This window comes from Stenotrophomonas sp. YJH_SMC_32, assembly GCF_059369975.1.
Genome location: NZ_JCAFTE010000005.1, coordinates 201,890 through 222,583, shown reverse-complemented (window position 1 = coordinate 222,583; position 20,694 = coordinate 201,890). Strand labels below are relative to the sequence as shown.

The 20,694-nt window shown below is 66.0% G+C and carries 20 protein-coding genes and 2 pseudogenes; 15 read left to right on the top strand and 7 right to left on the bottom strand.

Going from position 1 to position 20,694, the window contains the following annotated elements; all coding sequences use genetic code 11:
* Together AC5P7S_RS10120 and AC5P7S_RS10115 are read left to right on the top strand one after the other, a co-directional pair.
* Positions 1-376: pseudogene (locus AC5P7S_RS10120) on the top strand (TrbL/VirB6 family protein); the annotation flags it as partial.
* A gap of 24 nt (positions 377-400) precedes the next feature.
* Positions 401-940, top strand: a complete 540-nt coding sequence (locus AC5P7S_RS10115) for a DUF4189 domain-containing protein (RefSeq protein WP_315970754.1) — start codon at positions 401-403, stop codon at positions 938-940.
* Between the two features lie 114 nt (positions 941-1,054).
* On the opposite strand, the pseudogene AC5P7S_RS10110 reads toward AC5P7S_RS10115, so the two are convergent.
* Positions 1,055-1,662: pseudogene (locus AC5P7S_RS10110) on the bottom strand (IS3 family transposase); the annotation flags it as partial.
* 405 nt (positions 1,663-2,067) lie between these two features.
* On the opposite strand from AC5P7S_RS10110, the gene AC5P7S_RS10105 reads away from it, so the two are divergent.
* From AC5P7S_RS10105 to AC5P7S_RS10095, 3 genes are all read left to right on the top strand, one after another.
* Entirely contained in the window at positions 2,068-2,604 is a 537-nt protein-coding gene (locus AC5P7S_RS10105; protein ID WP_032954278.1) for a hypothetical protein, read from the top strand.
* Between the two features lie 57 nt (positions 2,605-2,661).
* Entirely contained in the window at positions 2,662-3,669 is a 1,008-nt protein-coding gene (locus tag AC5P7S_RS10100) for an XVIPCD domain-containing protein (RefSeq protein WP_095377169.1), read from the top strand.
* A gap of 97 nt (positions 3,670-3,766) precedes the next feature.
* Positions 3,767-5,029, top strand: coding sequence for a hypothetical protein (locus AC5P7S_RS10095; RefSeq protein WP_428993455.1), 1,263 nt, complete (start codon positions 3,767-3,769; stop codon positions 5,027-5,029).
* A gap of 52 nt (positions 5,030-5,081) precedes the next feature.
* Here AC5P7S_RS10095 and AC5P7S_RS10090 read toward each other — a convergent pair whose 3' ends face one another.
* From AC5P7S_RS10090 to AC5P7S_RS10080, 3 genes are read right to left on the bottom strand one after another with little or no spacing between them, the layout of a single operon-like run.
* Positions 5,082-6,410 carry an XVIPCD domain-containing protein gene (locus tag AC5P7S_RS10090; protein WP_095377167.1) on the bottom strand — a complete coding sequence of 443 codons (1,329 nt, stop codon included), beginning with the start codon at positions 6,408-6,410 and terminating at the stop codon, positions 5,082-5,084.
* Positions 6,407-7,060 carry a hypothetical protein gene (locus AC5P7S_RS10085; protein ID WP_095377166.1) on the bottom strand — a complete coding sequence of 218 codons (654 nt, stop codon included), beginning with the start codon at positions 7,058-7,060 and terminating at the stop codon, positions 6,407-6,409. The genes AC5P7S_RS10090 and AC5P7S_RS10085 overlap by 4 nt, the downstream gene beginning before the upstream one ends.
* Positions 7,061-7,103: 43 nt before the next feature.
* On the bottom strand, positions 7,104-7,760 hold the full coding sequence (locus tag AC5P7S_RS10080; RefSeq protein ID WP_072168175.1) for a hypothetical protein: 657 nt from the start codon (positions 7,758-7,760) through the stop codon (positions 7,104-7,106).
* Positions 7,761-8,021: 261 nt separating this feature from the next.
* On the opposite strand from AC5P7S_RS10080, the gene AC5P7S_RS10075 reads away from it, so the two are divergent.
* Positions 8,022-8,528 (top strand): GNAT family N-acetyltransferase, encoded by a 507-nt coding sequence (locus AC5P7S_RS10075; RefSeq protein ID WP_005417179.1) that lies wholly within the window; start codon positions 8,022-8,024, stop codon positions 8,526-8,528.
* A 34-nt stretch (positions 8,529-8,562) separates the two neighbouring features.
* Here AC5P7S_RS10075 and AC5P7S_RS10070 read toward each other — a convergent pair whose 3' ends face one another.
* The gene (locus tag AC5P7S_RS10070) at positions 8,563-9,000 is read right to left on the bottom strand and encodes an acetyltransferase (protein ID WP_095377164.1); all 438 of its coding nucleotides are present in this window, start codon (positions 8,998-9,000) and stop codon (positions 8,563-8,565) included.
* A 184-nt stretch (positions 9,001-9,184) separates the two neighbouring features.
* Between AC5P7S_RS10070 and tadA the strand changes: the two genes are divergently transcribed.
* The 4 genes from tadA to AC5P7S_RS10050 all read left to right on the top strand — a co-directional run bounded on the left by tadA (position 9,185) and on the right by AC5P7S_RS10050 (position 12,697).
* A complete protein-coding gene (gene tadA / locus AC5P7S_RS10065; RefSeq protein WP_095377163.1) occupies positions 9,185-9,709 on the top strand; it encodes a tRNA adenosine(34) deaminase TadA in 525 nt (174 codons plus the stop codon).
* Positions 9,710-9,784: 75 nt separating this feature from the next.
* Entirely contained in the window at positions 9,785-10,357 is a 573-nt protein-coding gene (orn, locus tag AC5P7S_RS10060; protein ID WP_065178525.1) for an oligoribonuclease, read from the top strand.
* A gap of 144 nt (positions 10,358-10,501) precedes the next feature.
* Positions 10,502-11,374 (top strand): EcsC family protein, encoded by an 873-nt coding sequence (locus tag AC5P7S_RS10055; protein ID WP_095377162.1) that lies wholly within the window; start codon positions 10,502-10,504, stop codon positions 11,372-11,374.
* 207 nt (positions 11,375-11,581) lie between these two features.
* Complete coding sequence (locus AC5P7S_RS10050; RefSeq protein ID WP_095377161.1) at positions 11,582-12,697, top strand: alkene reductase; 1,116 nt, start codon at positions 11,582-11,584, stop codon at positions 12,695-12,697.
* A gap of 132 nt (positions 12,698-12,829) precedes the next feature.
* Here the strand turns inward: AC5P7S_RS10050 and AC5P7S_RS10045 are convergent, their stop codons facing one another.
* Together AC5P7S_RS10045 and ppsA are read right to left on the bottom strand one after the other, a co-directional pair.
* Positions 12,830-13,723, bottom strand: coding sequence for a mechanosensitive ion channel family protein (locus AC5P7S_RS10045; RefSeq protein WP_095377160.1), 894 nt, complete (start codon positions 13,721-13,723; stop codon positions 12,830-12,832).
* Between the two features lie 145 nt (positions 13,724-13,868).
* Positions 13,869-16,247, bottom strand: a complete 2,379-nt coding sequence (gene ppsA / locus AC5P7S_RS10040) for a phosphoenolpyruvate synthase (RefSeq protein WP_053499806.1) — start codon at positions 16,245-16,247, stop codon at positions 13,869-13,871.
* Positions 16,248-16,391: 144 nt separating this feature from the next.
* Here ppsA and ppsR point away from each other — a divergent pair, with 144 nt between their 5' ends.
* From ppsR to AC5P7S_RS10015, 5 genes are all read left to right on the top strand, one after another.
* Positions 16,392-17,213, top strand: a complete 822-nt coding sequence (gene ppsR / locus AC5P7S_RS10035) for a posphoenolpyruvate synthetase regulatory kinase/phosphorylase PpsR (protein ID WP_005417170.1) — start codon at positions 16,392-16,394, stop codon at positions 17,211-17,213.
* 120 nt (positions 17,214-17,333) lie between these two features.
* Entirely contained in the window at positions 17,334-17,843 is a 510-nt protein-coding gene (locus AC5P7S_RS10030; RefSeq protein WP_032954273.1) for a DUF1249 domain-containing protein, read from the top strand.
* Positions 17,844-17,885: 42 nt separating this feature from the next.
* Positions 17,886-18,374: an NUDIX hydrolase gene (locus tag AC5P7S_RS10025; RefSeq protein ID WP_005417168.1), complete on the top strand. Its 489-nt coding sequence runs from the start codon at positions 17,886-17,888 to the stop codon at positions 18,372-18,374.
* 143 nt (positions 18,375-18,517) lie between these two features.
* Positions 18,518-19,132, top strand: coding sequence for a DUF2239 family protein (locus AC5P7S_RS10020; protein WP_095377159.1), 615 nt, complete (start codon positions 18,518-18,520; stop codon positions 19,130-19,132).
* A 117-nt stretch (positions 19,133-19,249) separates the two neighbouring features.
* Positions 19,250-20,611, top strand: coding sequence for an MATE family efflux transporter (locus AC5P7S_RS10015; RefSeq protein WP_095377158.1), 1,362 nt, complete (start codon positions 19,250-19,252; stop codon positions 20,609-20,611).
* Positions 20,612-20,694 lie beyond the last annotated feature (83 nt).

Below are 20,694 nucleotides of genomic sequence, written 5' to 3'. Positions count from 1 at the left end.
GCTTGTGAACAAGTTCCCGCTCATGGGCGCGTCCAGTGACGGCATGACCAGTCAGGCGATGCAGCAGGGCGGCATGGGATTGATCCTGACTACCTTGATTCTGACTGCGCCCCCAATGGCGGCCATGTTCTTCCAGGGCACGCTGGGTAGCTTCATGGCATATTCGCAGATAGGTGGCAGCCCAGTGGCGCAGGCGCCGGGCCCGAATGGGCAGCCGACGGGTAGTTGCTACACGCCTCCGGCTCCAGAGAAGGGCGGGACACATGGTGCCACTACCGAGCAGGTTGTTGGTTCGCGAGTGACTGGCGGTAGTTCATCGCCGGGTTCGGCGGTGGTGGACTCGGGGCGTCTTGGTCTCGCAAAGAACAACGGCTGATGGGAAGTTTGAGGGTCTAACGATATGGTCTCGATACTTGGCCGCCGATGTGCGCTTATCTTCGGCGCTGCAGCTTGCATGCTATTTCTTGGCCTCCCGCCCGTTGCTGGTGCTGAAGGGCGTTGCCCGCCAGGCCAGTATCCAATCGGAGGTCAGGGTGTTGGTGGGTGTGCGCCGATCCCGGGAGGGGACGCGGGATCGGGTCAGACGGGCCCTATCCAAACAGGACGCTGGAATAAGACTTGGGGCGCGATTGCCATGGCTTCCAATGGTGACGTCGGTGTGTCAGTCGGAAAAGTGAGAAAGGCTGACGCCTCAAATGAGGCCTTGGCCAATTGTAGTCAGCACGGGGCATCGGATTGCAAGGTTACTCAGACTTACAAGAATCAATGCGTCGCGCTGGTCTCTCCCCGAACTAGCGCATTCGGCGGTTCCACGTTTGGACGCGCTGAATCTGTCTCTGCCGCGACTTCATTGGCGATGGGGCTTTGCACTAAGCGCGGCAGTGAAGGTTGTAAGGTGATCTACTCGGCATGCAGCGAACCGGAATTCCAGTCGTTCTGAGTGGTAGTCAGTGAGGCGCCGCAGGTTGCAATTGCTGGAAGAATTTAGGTTTACCTGCTCTCATGTTTCGCTTGTCAACTCAATTTGACCTGCCCCCTGCGTTAGGGCCAAGGTCTACTTCGTAGAGTCCGTGGTTGTGAGCTTATCGCCCGGGTTCGTGGTTGCAAGGGATCCATGCTCGCGGAGTAAGGCGGCGAACTCGGTGGGGGCGCTCTTGCCTAGCGAGTTGTGCGGGCGTACTTCGTTGTAATCGCGTCGCCAAGCAGAGATCGTCGCCTTGGCATGCTCCAGTGAGGTGAACCAGTTTTCGTTGAGGCATTCGTCGCGGAACTTGCCGTTGAAGCTCTCGATGTAGGCGTTTTGGGTGGGTCTGCCAGGCTGGATCAGCAGCAGCTTCACGCCGTTGGCAACGGCCCACTGGTCGAGAGCTCGTCCGGTGAACTCCGCCCCTGATCGGTCCGGATCATGGCCGGATAGCCGCGGAAGTGGCACACCGTTTCCAGGATGTCGGCCACGCCCTGCCCGTTGATGCGGCGGGCGACCGCGATCTCCACGGCCTCCTTGGTGCAGTCGTCGACCACAGTCAGACACTTGATCGGCCTGCCGTTGGCCAGGGCGTCGAACACGAAGTCCATCGACCAGTTGTGGCTCGGACCGGAAGGGGCGTGCAACGGTCAGCGTTCGACCGCGACGCGCTCGCGCTTGCGCCGTGCCTGCGCACTACCAGTCTTAGCGGAAGGACGACGTCCCCCCGGTTTTGAACGCCCGGGCACACTCCAGCGCGGTGCCCGACGTCAGGGGCGGGTAGGCATCCATTCACGTTAACCGCGCTTTTTCTGTGATCAAGTGCGCTTTTCATCCCAAGCCCCCTTCGACGAGCGCTGCCTCCTCGAAGTAAGCTGCGTGCGCGTCAAAATCCCGGCGCGCCGGTGCCATCGAACGCAGGAGCTTTTCCGTCCATGAGGACTGTGTCCCCCCGCGATGCGGGTGACGCTTGCCACCATCGCGGTTGCCGTGGGCTCGGGGCTATCATCCGCCATGGCGGCCGCAGGGCACGTGCGAGGCATCGCCCCGTTTCCGGCCTCCGCTCGGGAACTGGCAGGACGGGATTGAAGGAGTTGCAGGGGATGGAGAAGGGGAGTGGCGTACACATGGACAATGCCTTGGCGTTCGTTCCGTCCGGCGCGAACCTGCTGGAAGCCGTGCGCGGTGATCTGACCGGCAATGGTTTCCAGGACCAGCTGCTGGTGATCGACCAACCTCCTCCGGAGGGCTTGCTGCCCGGCGAGCACGGTCCCAACCGGGTGCTGTTGCTGCTGCTGGGCGACGCCACGGGTCGATGGCAGTTGGCGGCGCGCAACGACAAGCTGGTGCCGTGTTCCACCCGGGGAGGCATTGCCGGCGATCCCTTCGCGTACGTGACCATCGAGGATGGTGCGTTCAGTGTGATCACCAACGGCGGCAGTCGCGAACGCTGGAGCAGCGTCTACACGTTCCGGTATGCACCTGCCGAGCAGGCGTGCTGGGTGCATGGCGTGCAGCGCAGGGTGGTCGACACCGAGACCGAGGCCACCCATACGCGTGACTTCTCGGCCGCCGAACTTGGCCGGGTGCGGTTCGAGGATTTCGATCCGTCCGTCGTCGCCGACGTCAGCTTGCCCTGAGTGCCATGCCGGTGAGGAGGCGGGAGTATCCAACGATGATCGAGCAGGAGTTTCACCGTGTCGCAGGATAGGGAGTCGCAGCTGTTGCGGCAGGCCACGGAGGCCGGCATGACCTCGTCCCGGGAACTGGCCAACTTCATGGCGCAGGCCGGGCACGAGTCCCGTGGCCTGAGCCGGCTCAATGAAAGTTTCAACTTCACCCGGGGTATCTCGCAGATCCCGGTGGAAGCGGCGTGGCGCAATGGCAATGGTGCGCTTGAGAGCGCTCGCCAGGAGGCGCTGCGTGGGCGGCCGGAGAGCCTGGCCGAACTGATGTATGGCGGGCGTATGGGCAATGACGCGCCTGGCGATGCGCTGAAGTATCACGGCCGTGGCTATCTGCCTCTGGTCGGCAAGGAGAATTACGAGCGTGCCGGCAAGGCGCTGGATCTGGACCTGGTGAACCACCCGGAACTGGCCGCGCAGCCCGAGCACGCAGGCCGCATTGCCGTGTGGCAGTGGCAGACGCGGGTGCCGGAAGCGGCGCGCGAGGACGTGCGCGAAGCGACGCGCGCGATCAATGGTGGCCTGAACGGCATCGAGGCCCGCCAGCAGCGATTCGAGGTGTGGCAGCAGAAGCTGACGCCTGATGTGATGGCGCGGCTGGAGCGGGGCGAAGTCGGGGCGCCGGCCCAGCAGGCCACCGTGCGCGACATGTCGCAGCCTGGCGCGCCGGGGCATGCCCTGTTCCAGGGCGCCCGCCACCATCTGCAGCAGATGGGACCACAAAGCGGTCTGCGCAGCGTGCAGGAACTGGACAATGCTGCCGGCGCACTGGCGCTGAGCGCGCAGAAGGCGGGGATGTCGCGCATCGATCATCTCCTGGCTGGCAACGACGGCCGCACGTTGTTTGCCGTGCAGGGCGCGCTGGGTGACCCGGCCATGCTGCGCGCTTCGGTCGAGCGCGAACAGGCGGCGCAGCAGCCGCTGGCGCAGAGCAGCCAGCAGTTGGCCGCCAGTGTCGCCCAGCAGGACCCCGCGGCCGCGCTCGCCCGCGAGCAGGAGCAGCGCTCTCGATCCCTGTAGCACCTGATGCCGGCGGGCAGAGTGCCCGCATGCGCTTTACGTACGACGCGTGGCGCCCAGTGGCGCCGACATGGAAACCCACTCGTAAGGACACCACATGCGAATCGTTCCCTCGAATACCCGGCACGCCGCTGCCCGCTGCACTGCATCCGTGCGCCGCTTGCCGGCGGTCTGGCTGCTGTCACTTGGACTTGCCGCAGCGTCGGCACAGGCTCAGGAGACAGCGGCACCCGCCGTGGAGACGCCCCCCGCTGCAGATGCAATCGTTGAGGCGCCTGCAGGGGCGGCGCCCGTTGCAGCGCCCACGGCGGCCGACGCCGTTGTCGCGGCGCCGGCTCCCGAAGTACCGGCTGCCGTGACACCCCCTGCGACACCGGTGGTGGACACGCAGCCGGCGTCGGCTGCGGACCCGGCGCCCGTTGCGCCCGCAGCGGCGGCGCCTGTGGCTGCACCGCCTGCCGCCGTCGAGCCAACCGTTCCCGCGGTAGCCCCCGCTCCGTCGGCATTGGCCATCGTGCCGTTGCCGCCAGAGCAGGCGACCGAGCGGGCGCTCGGTGCCCGCTGCCCGGTGGATCTGGCCGGGTGGCTGGCGACCCAGGGCGACCTGCTGATTGGCGCCTGCCAGGGCACCATGCCGACGCATCTGGCCGCGTTGCTGGTCGCGCTGCCCGCGCAGGACATCCACCTTCCGCGCAGCTGGCGCGAGCGTGAGGTGCGGCAGAAGGCCTGGTTCAAGGCTGTGCCGGGCTATGGCCAGCGCCCGGACTTCATCGTGCGGATGGGCGACATCTGGGTGCGTTCGCTGGAAGGGCGCGACGCCGACAGCACGTTCTATCTGGTGTCGGCGCCGTTCACCTGCAGCGACCAGGTCGCCAACCGTGATGAGTACGGCGCGGAGCCGGTTCGTGTGCCAGCGGGTGATTGCCGCGAGGCTTATGTAGCCCAGCGTGTGTACCAGGTCCGCGGGGATGCGGCGCCGAGGGATGTGACCGCCGATGCCATGCCGACGATGCCCCCGGTCACGGAGGCCGATCGTGCGCGCCAGCTGTCGCGTGAGGGCCGGATCAGCCTGGACCACAGCAAGCTGCAGTACGGCCCGGCCATGCGTTGGTTCGTGCAATACCCGGAGTCGGCGCAGAAGGGTGGTCCGCGCGCCTACAGTGACTGGAACCGTGAGCACATCGCGTTCGTGGTCTGGACCGGTGATCGCTTCGAGCTGCGCGAGAAGGTCGCGCGCGCGCAGTGGCCCTGTGACCCGGTGGCACCCGGCGATCGCGCCTGTGGCGGATTCCCGGATTCCGGGCCCGATCTGTTCGTGACGGCCGCAGCATCCGTGCCAATGGCAGCGTCCGGCCCCTGAGCCGGAGTCTCGAAGTGATGCGGGAGCCGGGCTGACCGGCTCCCGCGCTGCATCAGGCCTGCAGGCTGCGGGTCTGGTTCCGCTGCTGTTCCAGCTGCTGGTCGCGCTCCAGCGCAACGCGCTGGTTGGCGGCCTGCTGGTCGATGCGCTGGCTGCTCTGTTCCAGCGGGGTGTTCATCGCCACTGCCGTATCCACCGATACGCGAAGGTGGGCGGGGTCACCGCCCTGGCCCTGCACGGCGAAGCTGCGCGAGGCATCGGCATTCATGACCACTTCGTCGATGCGCTTGCCGCCTGCTGCGTGCATTTCGGCGGCCAGACTGCCTGCCAGTTGCGTGCTCATCACGTCTGGTACCCGGCCGACGCGGACATCCTGCGCGTGCACGCCACGGATCGCGTCGTTGAACAGTGGGTTGCCCACATGGTTGGCATCGTCCATTCGCAGCATGCTGGTGTGATGGCCGTTCTTCTCCGCTTCGCGGCGTGCCGGCTCACCGGGCTGCAGCGGGCCGCGGATGTGGTCGTACAGGTCGACGGCGCCGCCTGGAATGCCCCGCGCCGCACGGGTGATACCGCTGCGCAGCGATTCCAGGTTGTCGCGGTACTCCTCGATCATCCTGGCGTTGTCTTTCGCCAGCGTCTGGGTTTCCGGGTGCTTCAGCACCGAGCCTTGATCGAGGAAGTTACCCAGTTTGTGGGAGCCCAAAGAACTGGCTGCCGCGATGACCGGGTAGTCTGGAATCAGGGCGCGCAACGAGTGGTTGCTGAAACCGGCAGCAGACAGCGTCCTGATCTCCTCCGGCTTGGCATAGATGCGCACCTGGCCGAAGTGTGGCGAGGCGGCGCTGACCGGATCGGAGGCCATGACATGATTGATCATGGTGTTGCCGCCTTCCGGGATGCGGTAGCCGAGGCTGACCGCGCCGTAGGCGTTGAAGGTCTCACCCTTGATGTTGAAGTGATGCGAGGTAATCTGGGCCAGGGCGCCGCCGAGGGAATGGCCGGTGACGGTGACTTGAGGAGTTGGTCCGCCGCTCAAGCGGGACTGCGCCGCTGCGGCTTCGAGCGTTCTCTGCGTCAATGCGATCGCGTCAGGTGCCTGCACATTGGTGCGGGCGACGACCATGCCTCCATCCGTCAGGATGCCATCGCGTCCGATCTGCTCGGTGCCCCGATGTGCAATGACGATTTCCTTGCTGTCTACGCGTTGATAGACCGTACCTTGATAACCATTGAGCCGATTGTCGACATGCTCAAGGATCTTGTACTCATGGCCGTTCAGTATGACCTTCTCTTCTTGACCAGGGGCGCGTCGACCGACAGCGCGATCCTTATATGCGTCATCGGATAAGGCGGCGTAGTCTTGTGAGGTGATGGTCACGGGGCCACCTCACTTGCAGAAAGACTGATCGTGAACAAATTGTCCCGCAGATCGACGGCATAGCCGCTGCGATCGGACTCGCCACTTGCCGGGAAATTGGGAACACGGTCTGTCCGCGGATAGACGAGATCAGGATAGAAAAGCGTGTGCGTTTTCCCTTCGATCAGCGGTTCCGCGTCAGCGAAGGTCAGGAAGCGGGTCTCCTCTTCAGCACCCGTTGCCTTCAGCATCGCGCCTGCACCGGTGAATTCCCATTTGCAGACACCACGACCGTAGTAGTCTTCATCCAGCATGCGGTCCACATACAGCGTGCCCCGGTACTCACCATCGCTGACCTTGCGCAGTTCCACCGGTTCCTGGCTGGTAATCCGTGCAGCCGTGCCGGTGGCCGGCTCGATATAGCCACACTGGTCTTCGTTGGTGACGTCGTACTGCGCGACGGCTTCAACCACCGCGAAATTGCCGGGGGCGTCCTTCAGGCGCAGCACCAGTTCATAGGCCTTGCGCGGGCTGGGGTTGAGCTTGGCGAGGCCGCGCCCACCCTGGGCGACATCGGCTTCAGCAGCGGCACGTTCCTGGTTCATGGCGGTCTCCGGATGGCAGGCGGTCAACAGAAGCAGAGCAAGGCACGGAATCATCTTGTGGCGCAATGTCGGCCTCCTGGTGTGCAAGGGTGAATGTGGCACTGGCGGCTCATGGCACGAGCTTCTGTACAGTGGTGGTAGATGAGAACAGCGCATTGCGTAGATCCTCCCTGTAGGCTGACGGATCTTCTTTACCGCTGGCAGGGAAGTTGGCAGCAAGCTCGGCGCGGGGATAGGCAGTCTTCGGGTAGTAGAGAGTCAGCGGCGATCCTGCGTCCATGCGCTCTTTATTGACGTAGGTCAGGAATCGCGTATCGGCTTCGCCGTTCGTCGCACGCAACATCGCGCCAACACCGGTCAGCGTCCAGTGGCACGTACCGCGATCGTAATAGTCCTGATCCTGCATGCGGTCGAGGTAGAACGTACCGCGGTATTCGTTCTCGCCAACCCTGCGCAGTTCCACCGGTTCCTGGCTGGTAATGCGGCTTGCCGTACCGGTGGACCATATGATCCGCCCGCAGTCTTCGTAGTTACTGACGTCGTACTGGGCCACGCCCTCCACGATCGCGAACGGGCCCGGCGCGTCCTTCAGTGTCAGCACCAGTTCGTAGGCCTGCTTCGGCGCCGGGTTGAGTTTGGCCAGGCCGCGTCCACCCGCGGCGACGTCACGCTCGGCGTCGGCGTAGGGCGAACATGCCGCCAGCGGGACGAGGGCGAGCAATGCCAGCAGCGGCCGCCCCCTGGGTTCGGGGCGAGCTACACGCATGGCGCGAGCCTGCATCGTGCGTCCATGTCCATCTATCCTTCCTGGGTGGCAGGTTTCTCGATTATGGAACGTGCCGGGAGCGCTGTGCCACCCTTGGAGACGGATTTTTGACGCCCCGGCGAGGCATTGCCCGGGCGGATCGCTTGCCGCACAAGGCTCGCGATCATCACGTTGGCATTGCTGCCGGAGGCAGGTCTGCGGCTGAATCCGTGACTGAAATCAATCATTCACATATCCATCACTTCATTGAAGGCGCTCTCCTTGAACTGCACGATCCGCCCTGAAATCCGCGAAGACCGCGCTGTCATCCACGCACTCACCGAGGCAGCCTTCCGCGAAGCCCCGCACAGCAGCCACACCGAGCAGTTCATTGTGGATGCACTGCGTTCGCGTGGAGAGCTGAGTCTCTCGCTGGTCGCCGAGAAGGACGGGCAGGTCGTCGGGCATGTTGCCTTGTCGCCGGTGACGATCAGCGATGGCAGTACGGGCTGGTTTGGCCTGGGACCAATCTCGGTGCTGCCCGGATGGCAGGGGCAGGGTGTCGGCGCGGCGCTGATGCATGCGGCGCTTGATGCACTGCGTGAGCAGGGGGCGCAGGGCTGCGTATTGCTGGGAGAACCCGCGTACTACGGTCGATTCGGATTCCGCGCCGAGCCGGGCCTGGTGCTGCCGGGTGTTCCGCCAGAGTACTTCCAGGCGCTGCACCTGAGGCCGTCGATGGCGCAGGGAGAGGTGCAGTACTCACCGGCATTCGAAGCCACGGCCTGATGATCGGGGGCGGGCCTCGAATATCCGTCCAATGTCAGCCGTTGTGCCGGAGATGGATCAGGGGATACGGACGGCCTTGCGAATCTAGCGGTGAGCGCCCGGTTTCGACGAAGCCCATGCGCAGGTAGAAGCCAACGGCCTGTGCGTTCTGCTCATTGACGTCGGTACTCAGCTGCGGATGCCGGGCCAGCGCGTGCTGCAGCAGTTGCCGGCCGATACCAGTGCCGCGCACGTCCGGATCGATGAACAGCGCTTCCATGTGCGTGGCGTCGATCAGCATGAAGCCAAGGGGGCGGTCCTGAGCGTCGACGGCCACTGTCATCGGTGCCTGCGGCAGGAAACCGGCGACTTCGGCATCGATGGCCTGCCGGTCTTCGGCGCTGAGGAAGTCGTGGGTGGCGTCGACGGCACGGCGCCAGAGGTCGACGAGGGCGGCGCCGTCATCGGCGCGCGAGGGACGGAGGGTGGTCATGGGTTCACCAAGGTGCTTGCGGAAGGGCTCAGTATGAGGCCTGCAGCCTGGCTTCAGCGCGCTCGCTGCTTGGACCGCCGGTCGCGCGCAATGGCACCGCCGATACCCGCGCCGCCTGCACGGCCGCGGGCGTACAATGCGGCCCCGGCGGCCATCCTGGCCCTGCAGACACGCGAGAACCGCCATGACCGATGCCCTGGGTGTACCGGTGCACGACGCCGATGAACACTGGATGCGCCATGCGCTGGCGCTGGCCGAGCGTGCGCAGCGCGAGTTCGACGAGATTCCGGTCGGTGCGGTACTGGTGGGCGCCGATGGCCAGCTGCTGGGCGAGGGCTGGAACCTCAACATCGCCTCGCACGATCCCAGTGCGCATGCCGAGATCGTGGCCATGCGCGCCGGCGGCACGCGGCTGGCCAATCATCGGCTGCTCGGCAGCACCCTGTACGTGACCCTCGAACCCTGCGCGATGTGCGCGATGGCCATCGTGCATGCACGCGTCGCCCGCTTGGTCTACGGCGCCAGCGACCCCAAGACCGGCGCCTGCGGCAGCGTGTTCGACCTGCTGGGTGATGCCCGGCACAATCACCGGGTGGAAATCCACGGTGGGGTGCTGGCCAAGGAGGCCAGCATGCGCCTGACCAATTATTTCCGCGCCAAGCGCGGCAAGCCGCCGTTGCTGCTGGAAGACCATGCGGCCGAGGGCTGAGGGGCGAACGGGTATGATGGGCGCCTCTTTCCTTCACCGGTAGGCCGCGCGCCTGCCCAGCAACGAGGCGACACAATGGCGGACACCGGCGCGGCCAACGAGCGACTGATCTGGATCGACCTGGAGATGACCGGGTTGGATACCGACAACGATTCGATCATCGAGATCGCCACCGTGGTCACCGATGCCCAGCTCAATGTGCTGGCTGAAGGCCCCGAGTTTGCCATCCACCATCCGCTGCAAACGCTGGAAGCGATGGATGAGTGGAACCGCAACCAGCACCGTCGTTCCGGCCTGTGGCAGCGCGTGGTGGACAGCACCACCACCCTGGGCCAGGCCGAAGCGCAGACGGTGAACTTCCTGGCGCAGTGGATTCCGGCCGGTCTTTCGCCGATGTGCGGCAACTCGATCTGCCAGGATCGCCGCTTCCTGCATCGCCAGATGCCGAGGCTGGAGAAGTACTTCCACTACCGCAACCTGGACGTGTCCACGGTGAAGGAACTGGCCAAGCGCTGGGCGCCGAGCGTGGCCGCCGGCGTCGGCAAGAACAGCAACCATACCGCGTTGAGCGATGTGCACGATTCGATCGCCGAGCTGCGCCACTACCGCCAGTTCATGGGCGCGCTGTCGGGGTTGCCGGCTGCCTGAACGACGCCGTCGGGCATGGCCCGGCGCTACCGGGTGACACACCAACGGGTAGTGCCGGCCGCTGGCCGGCAAGGCGCGGGATCCGCGCCTTACTGTCGTGACCCGCGACGAACCCTTCAACTTCCGGGCGCTAAGATCGGCGCCATGAACGAGCCCATCCTGCTTCCCCGCGACATCGCCCATGACGCCCGCGACTGGTCCGACCTGCAGCGCGCGGTGGCCCTGCTGGAAGCGCCGACCCTGACCGCGCGCATGGCGAACCTGGTCGGTACGCCGCTGGATTTCGCGGTGAAGGCGCTGCCCAGTTCGGTCTCCAACCGCATCCACGGTGCGGTGCAGGCGGCACTGTCCAAGTCGGCGCAGGCAGCCCTGTGGAGCATGGACAACTCGCCCGGCAAGGGAGCGTCGACCCGCTGGCACAAGTTGGCGGCAGCCACCTCCGGTGCGGTCGGCGGTGCCTTCGGCTTTGCCGCCCTGCTCATCGAGTTGCCGGTGTCGACCACGATCATGATGCGTGCGGTGGCCGACGTCGCCCGCAGCGAGGGGTTTGACCTGTCCGAGTTCAGCACCCGCCAGGCGTGCCTGGAAGTGTTCGCGCTGGGCGGCAACTCGCCGCGTGATGACGCCAGCGAGACGGGCTATTACCTGGCCCGCGGCTTCACCACCGATGTGATGCGCCACCTGTCGGCCGAGCTGGCCGGGCGGGTGGTGACCGGCCGCGACCTGACGCTGGGCGTGGCGCCGAAGGAAGCCGGCAAGCTGCTGGCGAAGATGGTGGAGAAGGTGGCGGCGCGCTTCGGCGTGGTCGTTACCGAGAAGTTCGCCGCGCAGGCGGTGCCGATCGTTGGTGCCGCCGCGGGTGCAACGCTGAACACCATGTTCACCGACTACTACCAGGACATGGCGCGTGGTCACTTCATCGTGCGCCGGCTGGAGTTGAAGTACGGGGAAGATGTGGTGCGCGCCTGCTATGACCGCGTGGCGCATGGCGGCGTGCTGATCGAACCCACGCTGTAACCGGCTTCGGGGTCGGAGCCCTTTGCGGTGCAAAGGGATCCGACCCCGGTTGCGCGCGGGGCCGGATCCCGTTCCGCAGGAAGGGGCTCTGCCCCCCGGCTGGCCATCCTTGCCTTCGGGGAACAATTGTTTTGCCAGTGCATGCCTGTTGCCTGGCAGCTGGCATCCCCATCCTTTGCGGCAGTCCCCCCGCAAGAGATCGCCGCCATGTTGTTCACTCCCCACCGCTTGGGCGCCTTGACGCTGCCCAACCGCATCGTGATGCCGCCGATGACCCGCTCGCGCTCGTCGGCCGGCAACGTGCCCACTGCCGAAATGGCCGCCTATTACGCGCAGCGCGCCAGCGCCGGCCTGATCGTCAGCGAAGGCACCCAGATCAGCCCGCAGGGCCAGGGCTATGCCTGGACCCCGGGCATCCACAGCCCGGAACAGGTGCAGGGCTGGCGTCGGGTGACCGATGCGGTGCACGCCGCTGGCGGCCGCATCTACGCCCAGCTGTGGCATGTCGGCCGGGTCTCGCACGTTGCGCTGCAGCCGGGTGGCGCCGCGCCGGTGTCGTCGTCGGCGCTGCTGGCCGAAGGCGTGAAGGTGTTTGTCGACCCGACCGGGGCAGGTCCCGAAGCCGGGGTGGGCGAAATGATCCAGCATTCGATGCCGCGCGCGCTGCGCGAAGACGAGATTCCGGGCATCGTCGCCGACTACGCCCAGGCGGCACGCAACGCGCTGGACGCAGGCTTCGATGGCGTGGAGTTGCACGGTGCCAATGGCTACCTGATCAACCAGTTCATCGACTCGCAGGCCAACCGGCGCACCGACGGCTATGGCGGCGCGTTGCAGAACCGCCTGCGGTTCCTGCGCGAGGTGGTGCAGGCGGTGACGGCCGTAGCCGGTGGTGACCGCGTCGGTGTCCGTCTGGCGCCGCTGACGACGTTGCAGGGCGCGGTTGACGATACGCCGCAGGCCACCTATCTGGCCGCGGCGCATCTGCTGGGTGAGCTGGGCGTGGGCTACCTGCACATCGCCGAAGCCGACTGGGACGATGCACCGCTGATGCCGGTGGCGTTCAAGCAGGCGCTGCGCATGGTCTACCCGGGTACGCTGATCTATGCCGGCAAGTACACCGCCGAACGTGCTGAACAGGCACTGGCTGAGGGCTGGGCCGACCTGATCGGCTTCGGTCGCCCGTTCATCGCCAACCCGGATTTGCCGGAGCGCCTGCGTCTGGGGGCGGAATTGAACCCGCCGGATCGGGCGACGTTCTTTGGCGGTGGTGCGGTGGGCTTCATCGACTACCCGGCGCTGGAAGAGATCGTCGCGGCCTGATCCTGAAGGCTGCCGGCCAGCGGCCGGCACTACCGGTGCATGGAGATGGGTGGGTGCCGGCCAGCGGCCGGCACTACCAGGGGGGCGCGGGGCAGGGTAGTGCCGGCCGCTGGCCGGCATTTCTGTTTGGGATCAGGGCTTGTCGCGCACCAGCGCGTCCGCCTCGACCACACCGCCATCCTTCCCATGCAGGTACAGGTGCATGTCCTGCTGCGGATACGGGATGTTGATGCCGGCCCTGTCAAAGCCCAGCTTCAGCTGCTCCAGCAGCGTGACCTTGGTGCCGAACCAGTCGGCCGACTTCACGTAGCAGCGGATGCCGAGGTTGATCGCGTGCGCCCCCAACTCGTACACCACCACGTCCGGTGCCGGCGTCTGCAGCACGCGCGGGTCCGCCTTCATCAGCGCCAGCGCGGTGTCGCGTGCCAGCTGGATGTTGTCCTCGTAGCCGATGCCGATCACCAGTTCGACGCGGCGGGTCGGCTCGGCCGTCAGGTTGATGATCGGTGCGGCGGTGATCAGCGTGTTCGGAATGGTGGTGTGCTGGTTGTCGGCACCGGTGATGACGGTCTGGAAAATGCGCACTTCGCGCACCGTGCCGGTCTGTCCGGCCACGGTGACCACATCGCCGACGCGGAACGGCCGCAGTGTCACCAGCATCACGCCCGAGGCGATGTTGGACAGCGAATCCTTCAGGGCAAGGCCAACGGCCAGGCCGGCGGTACCAAGCACGGCCAGCAACGGGGTGATCTGCACGCCCAGCGTGCCGATGGCCAGCACCACCACGATCACCAGCGATGCGGCGTACACCACGTTGCGCAGGAAGCTGCCCAGCATCGGGTCCACGCCCATGCGCGCTGTGGCGCGCGGCATCGCGCTGGACAGGCGACGCGCCACCCACAGGCCCACCAGCAGCACCACGATGGCGGCCAGTAACGGCACACCGTAGGTTTCCAGCAGGCGCTCCCAGTTGAGCGAGTGGAACCAGGGCGTTGCGGCGGGGGCGGGAGGTGCGGCGGCGATCATGCGGAAGTCCTTTGCTGCGTAGCGATGTCTGCGTGGGGCCGGGCGTGCGTGGACGCCAGAAACAGCAAGCCCCGCAGAGGCGGGGCTTGCGTGCAGCAGCAGTATGGGCGGACGTCGATGAAAGCGACGTCAGCCCATCACGGCATCAGCCGTTGGCCTTCAGCTTGGCCAGGCGCAGCCAGGTATCCACCACGGTGTCCGGGTTCAGCGACACCGACTCGATGCCTTCCTGCATCAGCCATTCGGCCAGATCCGGGTGATCGGACGGGCCCTGGCCGCAGATGCCAACGTACTTGCCCTTGGCACGTGCCGACTTGATCGCCATCGACAGCAGTTTTTTCACCGCCGGGTTACGTTCGTCGAACAGGTGCGCGACGATCGACGAGTCGCGGTCCAGGCCCAGGCTCAGCTGGGTCAGGTCGTTGGAGCCGATCGAGAAGCCGTCGAAGATCTCCAGGAACTCATCGGCGAGCAGTGCGTTGGACGGCACTTCGCACATCATGATGATCTTCAGGCCGTTCTCGCCCTGCTTCAGGCCGTTCTGTTCCAGCACCTCGATGACCTTGCGGCCTTCTTCCAGGGTGCGCACGAACGGAATCATGACCCACAGGTTGTCCAGGCCCATTTCGTTGCGCACGCGCAGCACGGCCTTGCACTCCAGCGCGAAGGCGGCCGAGAAGCTCGGATCGACGTAACGGCTGGCGCCGCGGAAGCCGATCATCGGGTTCTCTTCGTGCGGCTCGTAGTTGCTGCCGCCGATCAGGTTGGCGTACTCGTTGGACTTGAAGTCCGACAGGCGCACGATCACGGCGTTCGGGGCGACCGAGGCGGTGAGGGTGGCGATGCCTTCGGCCAGGCGGTCGACGTAGAAGCTGACCGGATCACCGTAGCCGGCGATCTTCTCGTCGATCTTCTTCTTGGTAGCGGCGTCCTGGCGGTCGTATTCCAGCAGCGCATTCGGATGGATGCCGATGTGGCTGGCGATGATCATTTCCAGGCGGGCCAGGCCGATGCCGGCGTTCGGCAGCTGGCCGAAGTCGAAGGCACGTTCCGGGTTGGCCACGTTCATCATGATCTTCAGCGGCGCCGGCGGCATGTTGCCCAGATCGGTGGTGGTGCGTTCAAAGCCGAGCTTGCCTTCGTAGATGAAGCCGGTATCGCCTTCAGCGCAGCTGACGGTGACCAGCTGGCCATCTTCGATGACCTGGGTCGCGTTGCCCGAACCAACCACGGCCGGCACGCCCAGCTCGCGCGCGATGATCGCGGCGTGGCAGGTGCGGCCACCGCGGTTGGTGACGATGGCCGAGGCGCGCTTCATCACCGGTTCCCAATCCGGATCGGTCATGTCGGCGATCAGCACGTCGCCAGGCTGCACGCGGTTCATGTCGTCCAGCGTCTTCACCACGCGGGCCACGCCCGAACCGATCTTGGCGCCGACGGCACGGCCCTCGGCCAGCACCTTGCCGCCCTTCTCGGTCAGCGCGAAGCGCTCGATCTGGGTGGCGTGGCTGCGCGACTTCACCGTTTCCGGGCGCGCCTGCACGATGAACAGCTTGCCGCTGACACCGTCCTTGGCCCATTCGATGTCCATCGGGCGGCCGTAGTGCTTTTCGATGACCAGCGCCTGCTTGGCCAGTTCCTGCACGTCCTCGTCGCTGATCGAGAAGGTGGTGCGCAGTTCGGCCGGCGTGTCTTCGATACGGACGCGCTCACCGGGGACATCCGAATACACCATGCGGATCGCCTTGCTGCCGAGCGAGCGGCGCAGGATCGCCGGCTTGCCGGCCTGCAGGGTGGGCTTGTAGACGTAGTATTCGTCCGGATTGACCGCGCCCTGCACGACCATCTCGCCCAAGCCGAACGAGGAGGTGACGAACACCACGTCGCGGAAGCCGGACTCGGTGTCCAGGGTGAACAGCACGCCGGAGGAACCGACGCCCGAACGCACCATCAGCTGCACGCCGGCGGACAGGAACACGTCCTCATGCTTGAAGCCGTGGTGCACGCGGTAGGCGATGGCGCGGTCGTTGTACAGCGAGGCGAACACTTCCTTGACCTTGTGCACGACGTCGTCGGCACCGGTCACGTTGAGGAAGGTTTCCTGCTGGCCGGCGAAGGACGCATCCGGCAGATCCTCGGCAGTGGCAGACGAACGCACGGCCACGGCCACGTCGCCGCCGCCATTCTCGGCGCTCAGCTTGGCGTAGGCGGTGCGGATGTCCTGGTCCAGCTGCGGCTGCAGCGGGGCGTCGATTACCCAGCCGCGGATTTCCTTGCCGGCTGCGGTCAGCGCGTTGACGTCCTCGACGTCCAGCGTGGCCAGCCTGTCGAAGATGCGCTTGGACAGGTCGTTGTGCGCGATGAAGTCCTTGAAGGCTTCAGCGGTGGTGGCATAACCGCCCGGCACCGAAACGCCCAGACCGGCCAGGTTGCCGATCATCTCGCCCAGGGACGAATTCTTGCCGCCTACGCGGGCCAGATCGGCCAGACGCAGTTCGTGCAACCACAGGATGTTCTCGTTCAAGCGCGATGCTCCGTTTGGCCATCGCCCGAGGCGGGCTGAGTGGCCGCGTCCGTAGGAAGAAGCCGATATGATGCCGGGCAGAGCACCGTCGGCACAAGCTTGTGCTGGCGGCCTTTTTAAGCTTCGTAGGGGGTAAAAGCGCGCATGTCGACCATCCGTCCGGTGTTCTACGTTTCCGATGGAACCGGTATCACCGCTGAAACCATTGGGCATAGCCTGCTGACCCAGTTCTCCGGGTTCAGCTTCATTACCGATCGGATGTCGTTTGTCGACGACCCTGAAAAAGCGCGTGAAGCCTGCGCCCGGATCCAGGCGGCGGGGGAGCGGTACCAGGTCCGGCCGATCGTGGTGAACTCCTGCGTGGACCAGAGCCTGAGCCTGATCCTGGCCGACAGCGGTGCCCTGATGCTGGATGTGTTCGCGCCGTTCATCGAGCCGCTGGAGCGCGAACTGGCCAGCCCTCGCCTGGCCCGGGTCGGCCAGGCCCACGGCATGGTCGATTTCGACACGTACCACCGCCGCATCAACGCGATGAACTTCGCCCTGACCCATGACGACGGCATCGCAGTGAACTATGACGATGCCGACGTGATCCTGGTGGCGGTGTCGCGCGCCGGCAAGACGCCCACCTGCATCTACCTGGCTCTGCATTACGGAGTGCGCGCGGCCAACTACCCGCTGACCGACGAAGACCTGGAAAGCGACCGCCTGCCGCCGCGCCTGCGCAACTACCGGCGCAAGCTGTTCGGGTTGACCATCGATCCGGACCGCCTGCAGCAGATCCGCCAGGAGCGCCGCCCGAACTCGCGCTACGCCAACCTGGACACCTGCAAGCGCGAGGTGGCCGCGGCCGAGACCATGTTCCGCATGGAGCGGATCCCGACCCTGAGCACCACCCACACCTCGATCGAGGAGATTTCCAGCAAGGTGCTGGCCACATTGGGGCTGCAGCGCGAGCTGTATTGACCCTTTTCGCACTGCGGGGCTGCCGGCCAGCGGCCGGCACTACCACGATGAAAGCGACCGTCGGGTTGGCTGTGGCTTGAGGCGCCCCCACGTTGAAGCACCAACGTGTAGGATCGACCCATGGCCCGAGCCTTGCCCCGTACCGAACGCATTCCCCGCCTGAGCCGGCTGAGCTGGCTCATGGGCCTGTACGCGGAGAACTACCGCCATCTGGTGCGCCTGTTCGAACCGGCGGGACTGGCGGCGGGCAGCTACATTTCCTCGATCGGCGACGGCCTGGATGTCCGCCTGGACGTGATCGAGTGCCACCGCTATACGGTGGAACTGCGGCTGACCTACGACATTGCCGACCCGGTCACCGGCGAGCCGGATCCCTCGGCCTATGTTCGCCTGTACCGTGACGCGCGCCAGGCCGAGACCACCCATTGCTACGTCGGCCGCCGCTGGCAGGACACCATGGGCCTGTACCCGCCGCCGGCGGAGTTGATCAGTCATCGCATGCGGATGAACACCTTCCTCGGCAAGTGGCTGGAATACCTGGCCGAGCGCGGCCACGGCGTCGCAACGCTGCGCCGTGACCCCGATGGCGCCGGTGCGCCTGCCGAGCGCCGCCTGTCGCTCGTGCGCTGATCGGCCATAATCCAGGGCTGACCTGCCGCTGGATGCCGCCCCATGCCGTACACCCCGATCGTCGCCACTCTGGGCTATGTGCTGTCGCCCGATCGTCGCCAGGTGCTGATGATCCATCGCAATACGCGCCCCGGTGACCATCACCTCGGCAAGTACAACGGCCTGGGTGGCAAGATCGAAGCGGACGAGGACGTGGCGGCCAGCATGCGCCGCGAGATTGCCGAGGAAGCCGGCATCGACTGCACCGGCATGCGCCTGCGCGGCACTCTCAGCTGGCCCGGTTTCGGCAAGCACGGCGAAGACTGGCTGGGCTTCGTGTTCGTCATCGACAGCTTCGAAGGTACCCCGCACGGCGGCAACCACGAAGGCACGCTGGAGTGGGTAGATCTGGACAAGCTGGACACGCTGCCGATGTGGGAAGGCGACCGCAACTTCCTGCCGCTGGTGTTCGACGCCGACCCGCGCCCGTTCCACGGCGTGATGCCGTACAAGGACGGGCGCATGGTCAGTTGGTCCTACAGCCGGCTGTGACCCGGTGAATCGGGGAGGTGCCAACCATTCCGGGGAGTGCCAATCTGGGTTGGCACGCTCTTTTGGTCGATTAATACCCGGGCAATATTGACAGTCATAAATTACCCGGGCAATATTCGCGCATCACCTCTGATGCCATTGCCATGCCTGCGTCCCGACTCCCTCCTTTCAGTTGTTTCGACGGCCATCGCCTCGTTGCCTGCGGCAGCCCGGAAGTGGCGGCACTGGCGCTCAAGCGGCTGCGCGCCGACAACGCTGTCGGACCATTGCTGGTGTTCGACAACGCCACCGGTCGCACCCGCGATTTCGATACGCGCGGCAGTGACGAGGAACTGCTGGCGCGGGTAACCGAAGCGTTCCCCCCCTCTGACGAGGCGGAAGCCGAAATCACTGCCGAAGACGCTGCGACCCCGCGTGGCCGTGGCCGCCCCAAGCTGGGCGTGGTCGCCCGTGAAGTGACCTTGCTGCCGCGCCATTGGGCCTGGCTGGCCGAGCAGCCGGGCGGCGCCTCGGTGGCATTGCGAAAACTGGTGGAGGCGGCCAGCCGCGCCGGTGCGGACAAGGACCGCCGGCGTCGCGATGCCGAGCGCGCCTATCTCTTCCTGCAGACCATCGCCGGTGACCTGCCGGGCTTCGAGGAGGCCATCCGCGTGCTGTTCGCGCACGACCGTGCGGGCCTGGAAGCGGTGCTGCATTCCTGGCCCAGGGATGTGCGCGACCACGCCCTGCGTCTGGCGTTCGACAGCGCTGACGGCTGATCCATCGCGCCGTCGTTGAACGGCGGCGCCACCTGATCGCGGGCCACGGCCCGGTCCCCTGTGCTTGCTTTGCTGGTGGAAACGCCGGGCAGGGCAGCGCCTTGCCCAGAGAACCCCATGAACTCCCCTGTACATCCCACGCCCCTGGTCGCGCCGCCTCTGTGGCGCACCTACCTGGCCCTGCTGCTGCCGATGCTGCTGACCAATGCGCTGCAGCTGGCCGCAGGCACGCTGGACAACATCTACCTCGGCCATCTGCTCGGTACCCAGGCGGTGGCCGTGGCCGCTGCGTTCTTCCCGGTCTTCTTCCTGCTGCTGGCCCTGGTGATGGGCCTGGCGACCGGCGCGATGGTGCTGATCGGGCACGCCTGGGGCGCGGGGCGGCCGCAGCAGGTGCGCGCGGTGGCTGGCAGTGCGGTGGCGCTGATCCTTGTGCTGTCGGTGCTGGTGATGGCTCTGGGGAGCGGTTTCGCACCACAGCTTCTGATGTCACTGGGTACACCGGCACCGATCCTCGGTGAGTCCATCGTCTACGCGCGCGTGCTGCTGCTGGCGGCGCCGGCGTTCTTCCTCCTGTGGCTGGCCACTGCCGTGAGCCGCGCAGTAGGCGATGCGAAGACGCCGCTGCATGCGCTGCTGCTGGCCACGGCGGTGGGCCTGCTGTGCACGCCGCTGCTGATTCTGGGCTGGGCCGGCCTGCCGCGGCTGGGATCGGCCAGTGCGGCGGTGTCGGCGGCGTTTGCCTCGCTGTTGGCCCTGGGCTGGCTGTTGTTGCGTTGGCATCGGGCAGGACATCCCCTGGCACCGGGTCCTGAGTTGTTGCATGCCATTCGTTTCGATGGCGCGATCATCCGATCGATGCTGCGCATCGGCATACCCTCCTCGCTGCAGATGCTCAGCCTGGCCGTCGCCGAAATCGTGTTGCTGGGCTGGATCAACCGTTACGGCTACACCGCTACGGCCGCCTACGGTGCGGTCAACCAGCTGATGAACTGGGTGCAGTTGCCGGCAATGTCGTTGGGGATCACCGCCACCATCCTCGCGGCGCATGCGATGGGCGCCGGGCGTACAGCACGGCTGCCGGCCATCGCCCGGACTGGTGTGCTGGTGGCGCTGGCGACGCTGAGCGTGGTGGTGGTGCTGGTTGTGGCGCTGGCGCGCGGGCTGACCGGGCTGATCCTGGCGGCAGCCGACGTGCGCGAGCTGGCTGCGTTGCAGCTGCGCACTGTGGTGTGGGGCGTGCTGGCGATGGGAATCAGCGCGGTGCTTGTCGGGGTGATGCGCGGCAGCGGCACGGTATGGTTGCCAGCGTTGCTGGGTATGGCAGCGGTGCTGCTGGTGGAACTGCCGCTGGCGATGTGGATGCAGGCGCAGCACGGGCTGGCCGGCGTATGGTGGGCGTGGCCGCTGGGGTTGCTGGCCATGCTGGTGATGCAGGTGTTGTGCTTCGCGCGTTGGCGGCGGGTGCAGGCTGGGTAGTTGCCTGCCGCCGTCCGGCACCCCGGAATGGCAGGTGCAGCCGGCCAGCGGCCGGCTCTACCGCTTCATGGCCGCTGCGCCAG

Excerpts from the sequence above, each read along its gene's own strand:
- ppsR (WP_005417170.1), top strand. The coding sequence starts at position 16,392 with ATGTCGACCATCCGTCCGGTGTTCTACGTTTCCGATGGAACCGGTATC.
- AC5P7S_RS10030 (WP_032954273.1), top strand. The coding sequence starts at position 17,334 with ATGGCCCGAGCCTTGCCCCGTACCGAACGCATTCCCCGCCTGAGCCGG.
- AC5P7S_RS10115 (WP_315970754.1), top strand. The coding sequence starts at position 401 with ATGGTCTCGATACTTGGCCGCCGATGTGCGCTTATCTTCGGCGCTGCA.
- AC5P7S_RS10050 (WP_095377161.1), top strand. The coding sequence starts at position 11,582 with ATGTTGTTCACTCCCCACCGCTTGGGCGCCTTGACGCTGCCCAACCGC.
- AC5P7S_RS10020 (WP_095377159.1), top strand. The coding sequence starts at position 18,518 with ATGCCTGCGTCCCGACTCCCTCCTTTCAGTTGTTTCGACGGCCATCGC.
- tadA (WP_095377163.1), top strand. The coding sequence starts at position 9,185 with ATGACCGATGCCCTGGGTGTACCGGTGCACGACGCCGATGAACACTGG.
- AC5P7S_RS10045 (WP_095377160.1), bottom strand. The coding sequence starts at position 13,723 with ATGATCGCCGCCGCACCTCCCGCCCCCGCCGCAACGCCCTGGTTCCAC.
- AC5P7S_RS10080 (WP_072168175.1), bottom strand. The coding sequence starts at position 7,760 with ATGCGTGTAGCTCGCCCCGAACCCAGGGGGCGGCCGCTGCTGGCATTG.
- AC5P7S_RS10070 (WP_095377164.1), bottom strand. The coding sequence starts at position 9,000 with ATGACCACCCTCCGTCCCTCGCGCGCCGATGACGGCGCCGCCCTCGTC.
- AC5P7S_RS10095 (WP_428993455.1), top strand. The coding sequence starts at position 3,767 with ATGCGAATCGTTCCCTCGAATACCCGGCACGCCGCTGCCCGCTGCACT.
- orn (WP_065178525.1), top strand. The coding sequence starts at position 9,785 with ATGGCGGACACCGGCGCGGCCAACGAGCGACTGATCTGGATCGACCTG.
- AC5P7S_RS10105 (WP_032954278.1), top strand. The coding sequence starts at position 2,068 with ATGGAGAAGGGGAGTGGCGTACACATGGACAATGCCTTGGCGTTCGTT.
- AC5P7S_RS10055 (WP_095377162.1), top strand. The coding sequence starts at position 10,502 with ATGAACGAGCCCATCCTGCTTCCCCGCGACATCGCCCATGACGCCCGC.
- AC5P7S_RS10025 (WP_005417168.1), top strand. The coding sequence starts at position 17,886 with ATGCCGTACACCCCGATCGTCGCCACTCTGGGCTATGTGCTGTCGCCC.
- AC5P7S_RS10015 (WP_095377158.1), top strand. The coding sequence starts at position 19,250 with ATGAACTCCCCTGTACATCCCACGCCCCTGGTCGCGCCGCCTCTGTGG.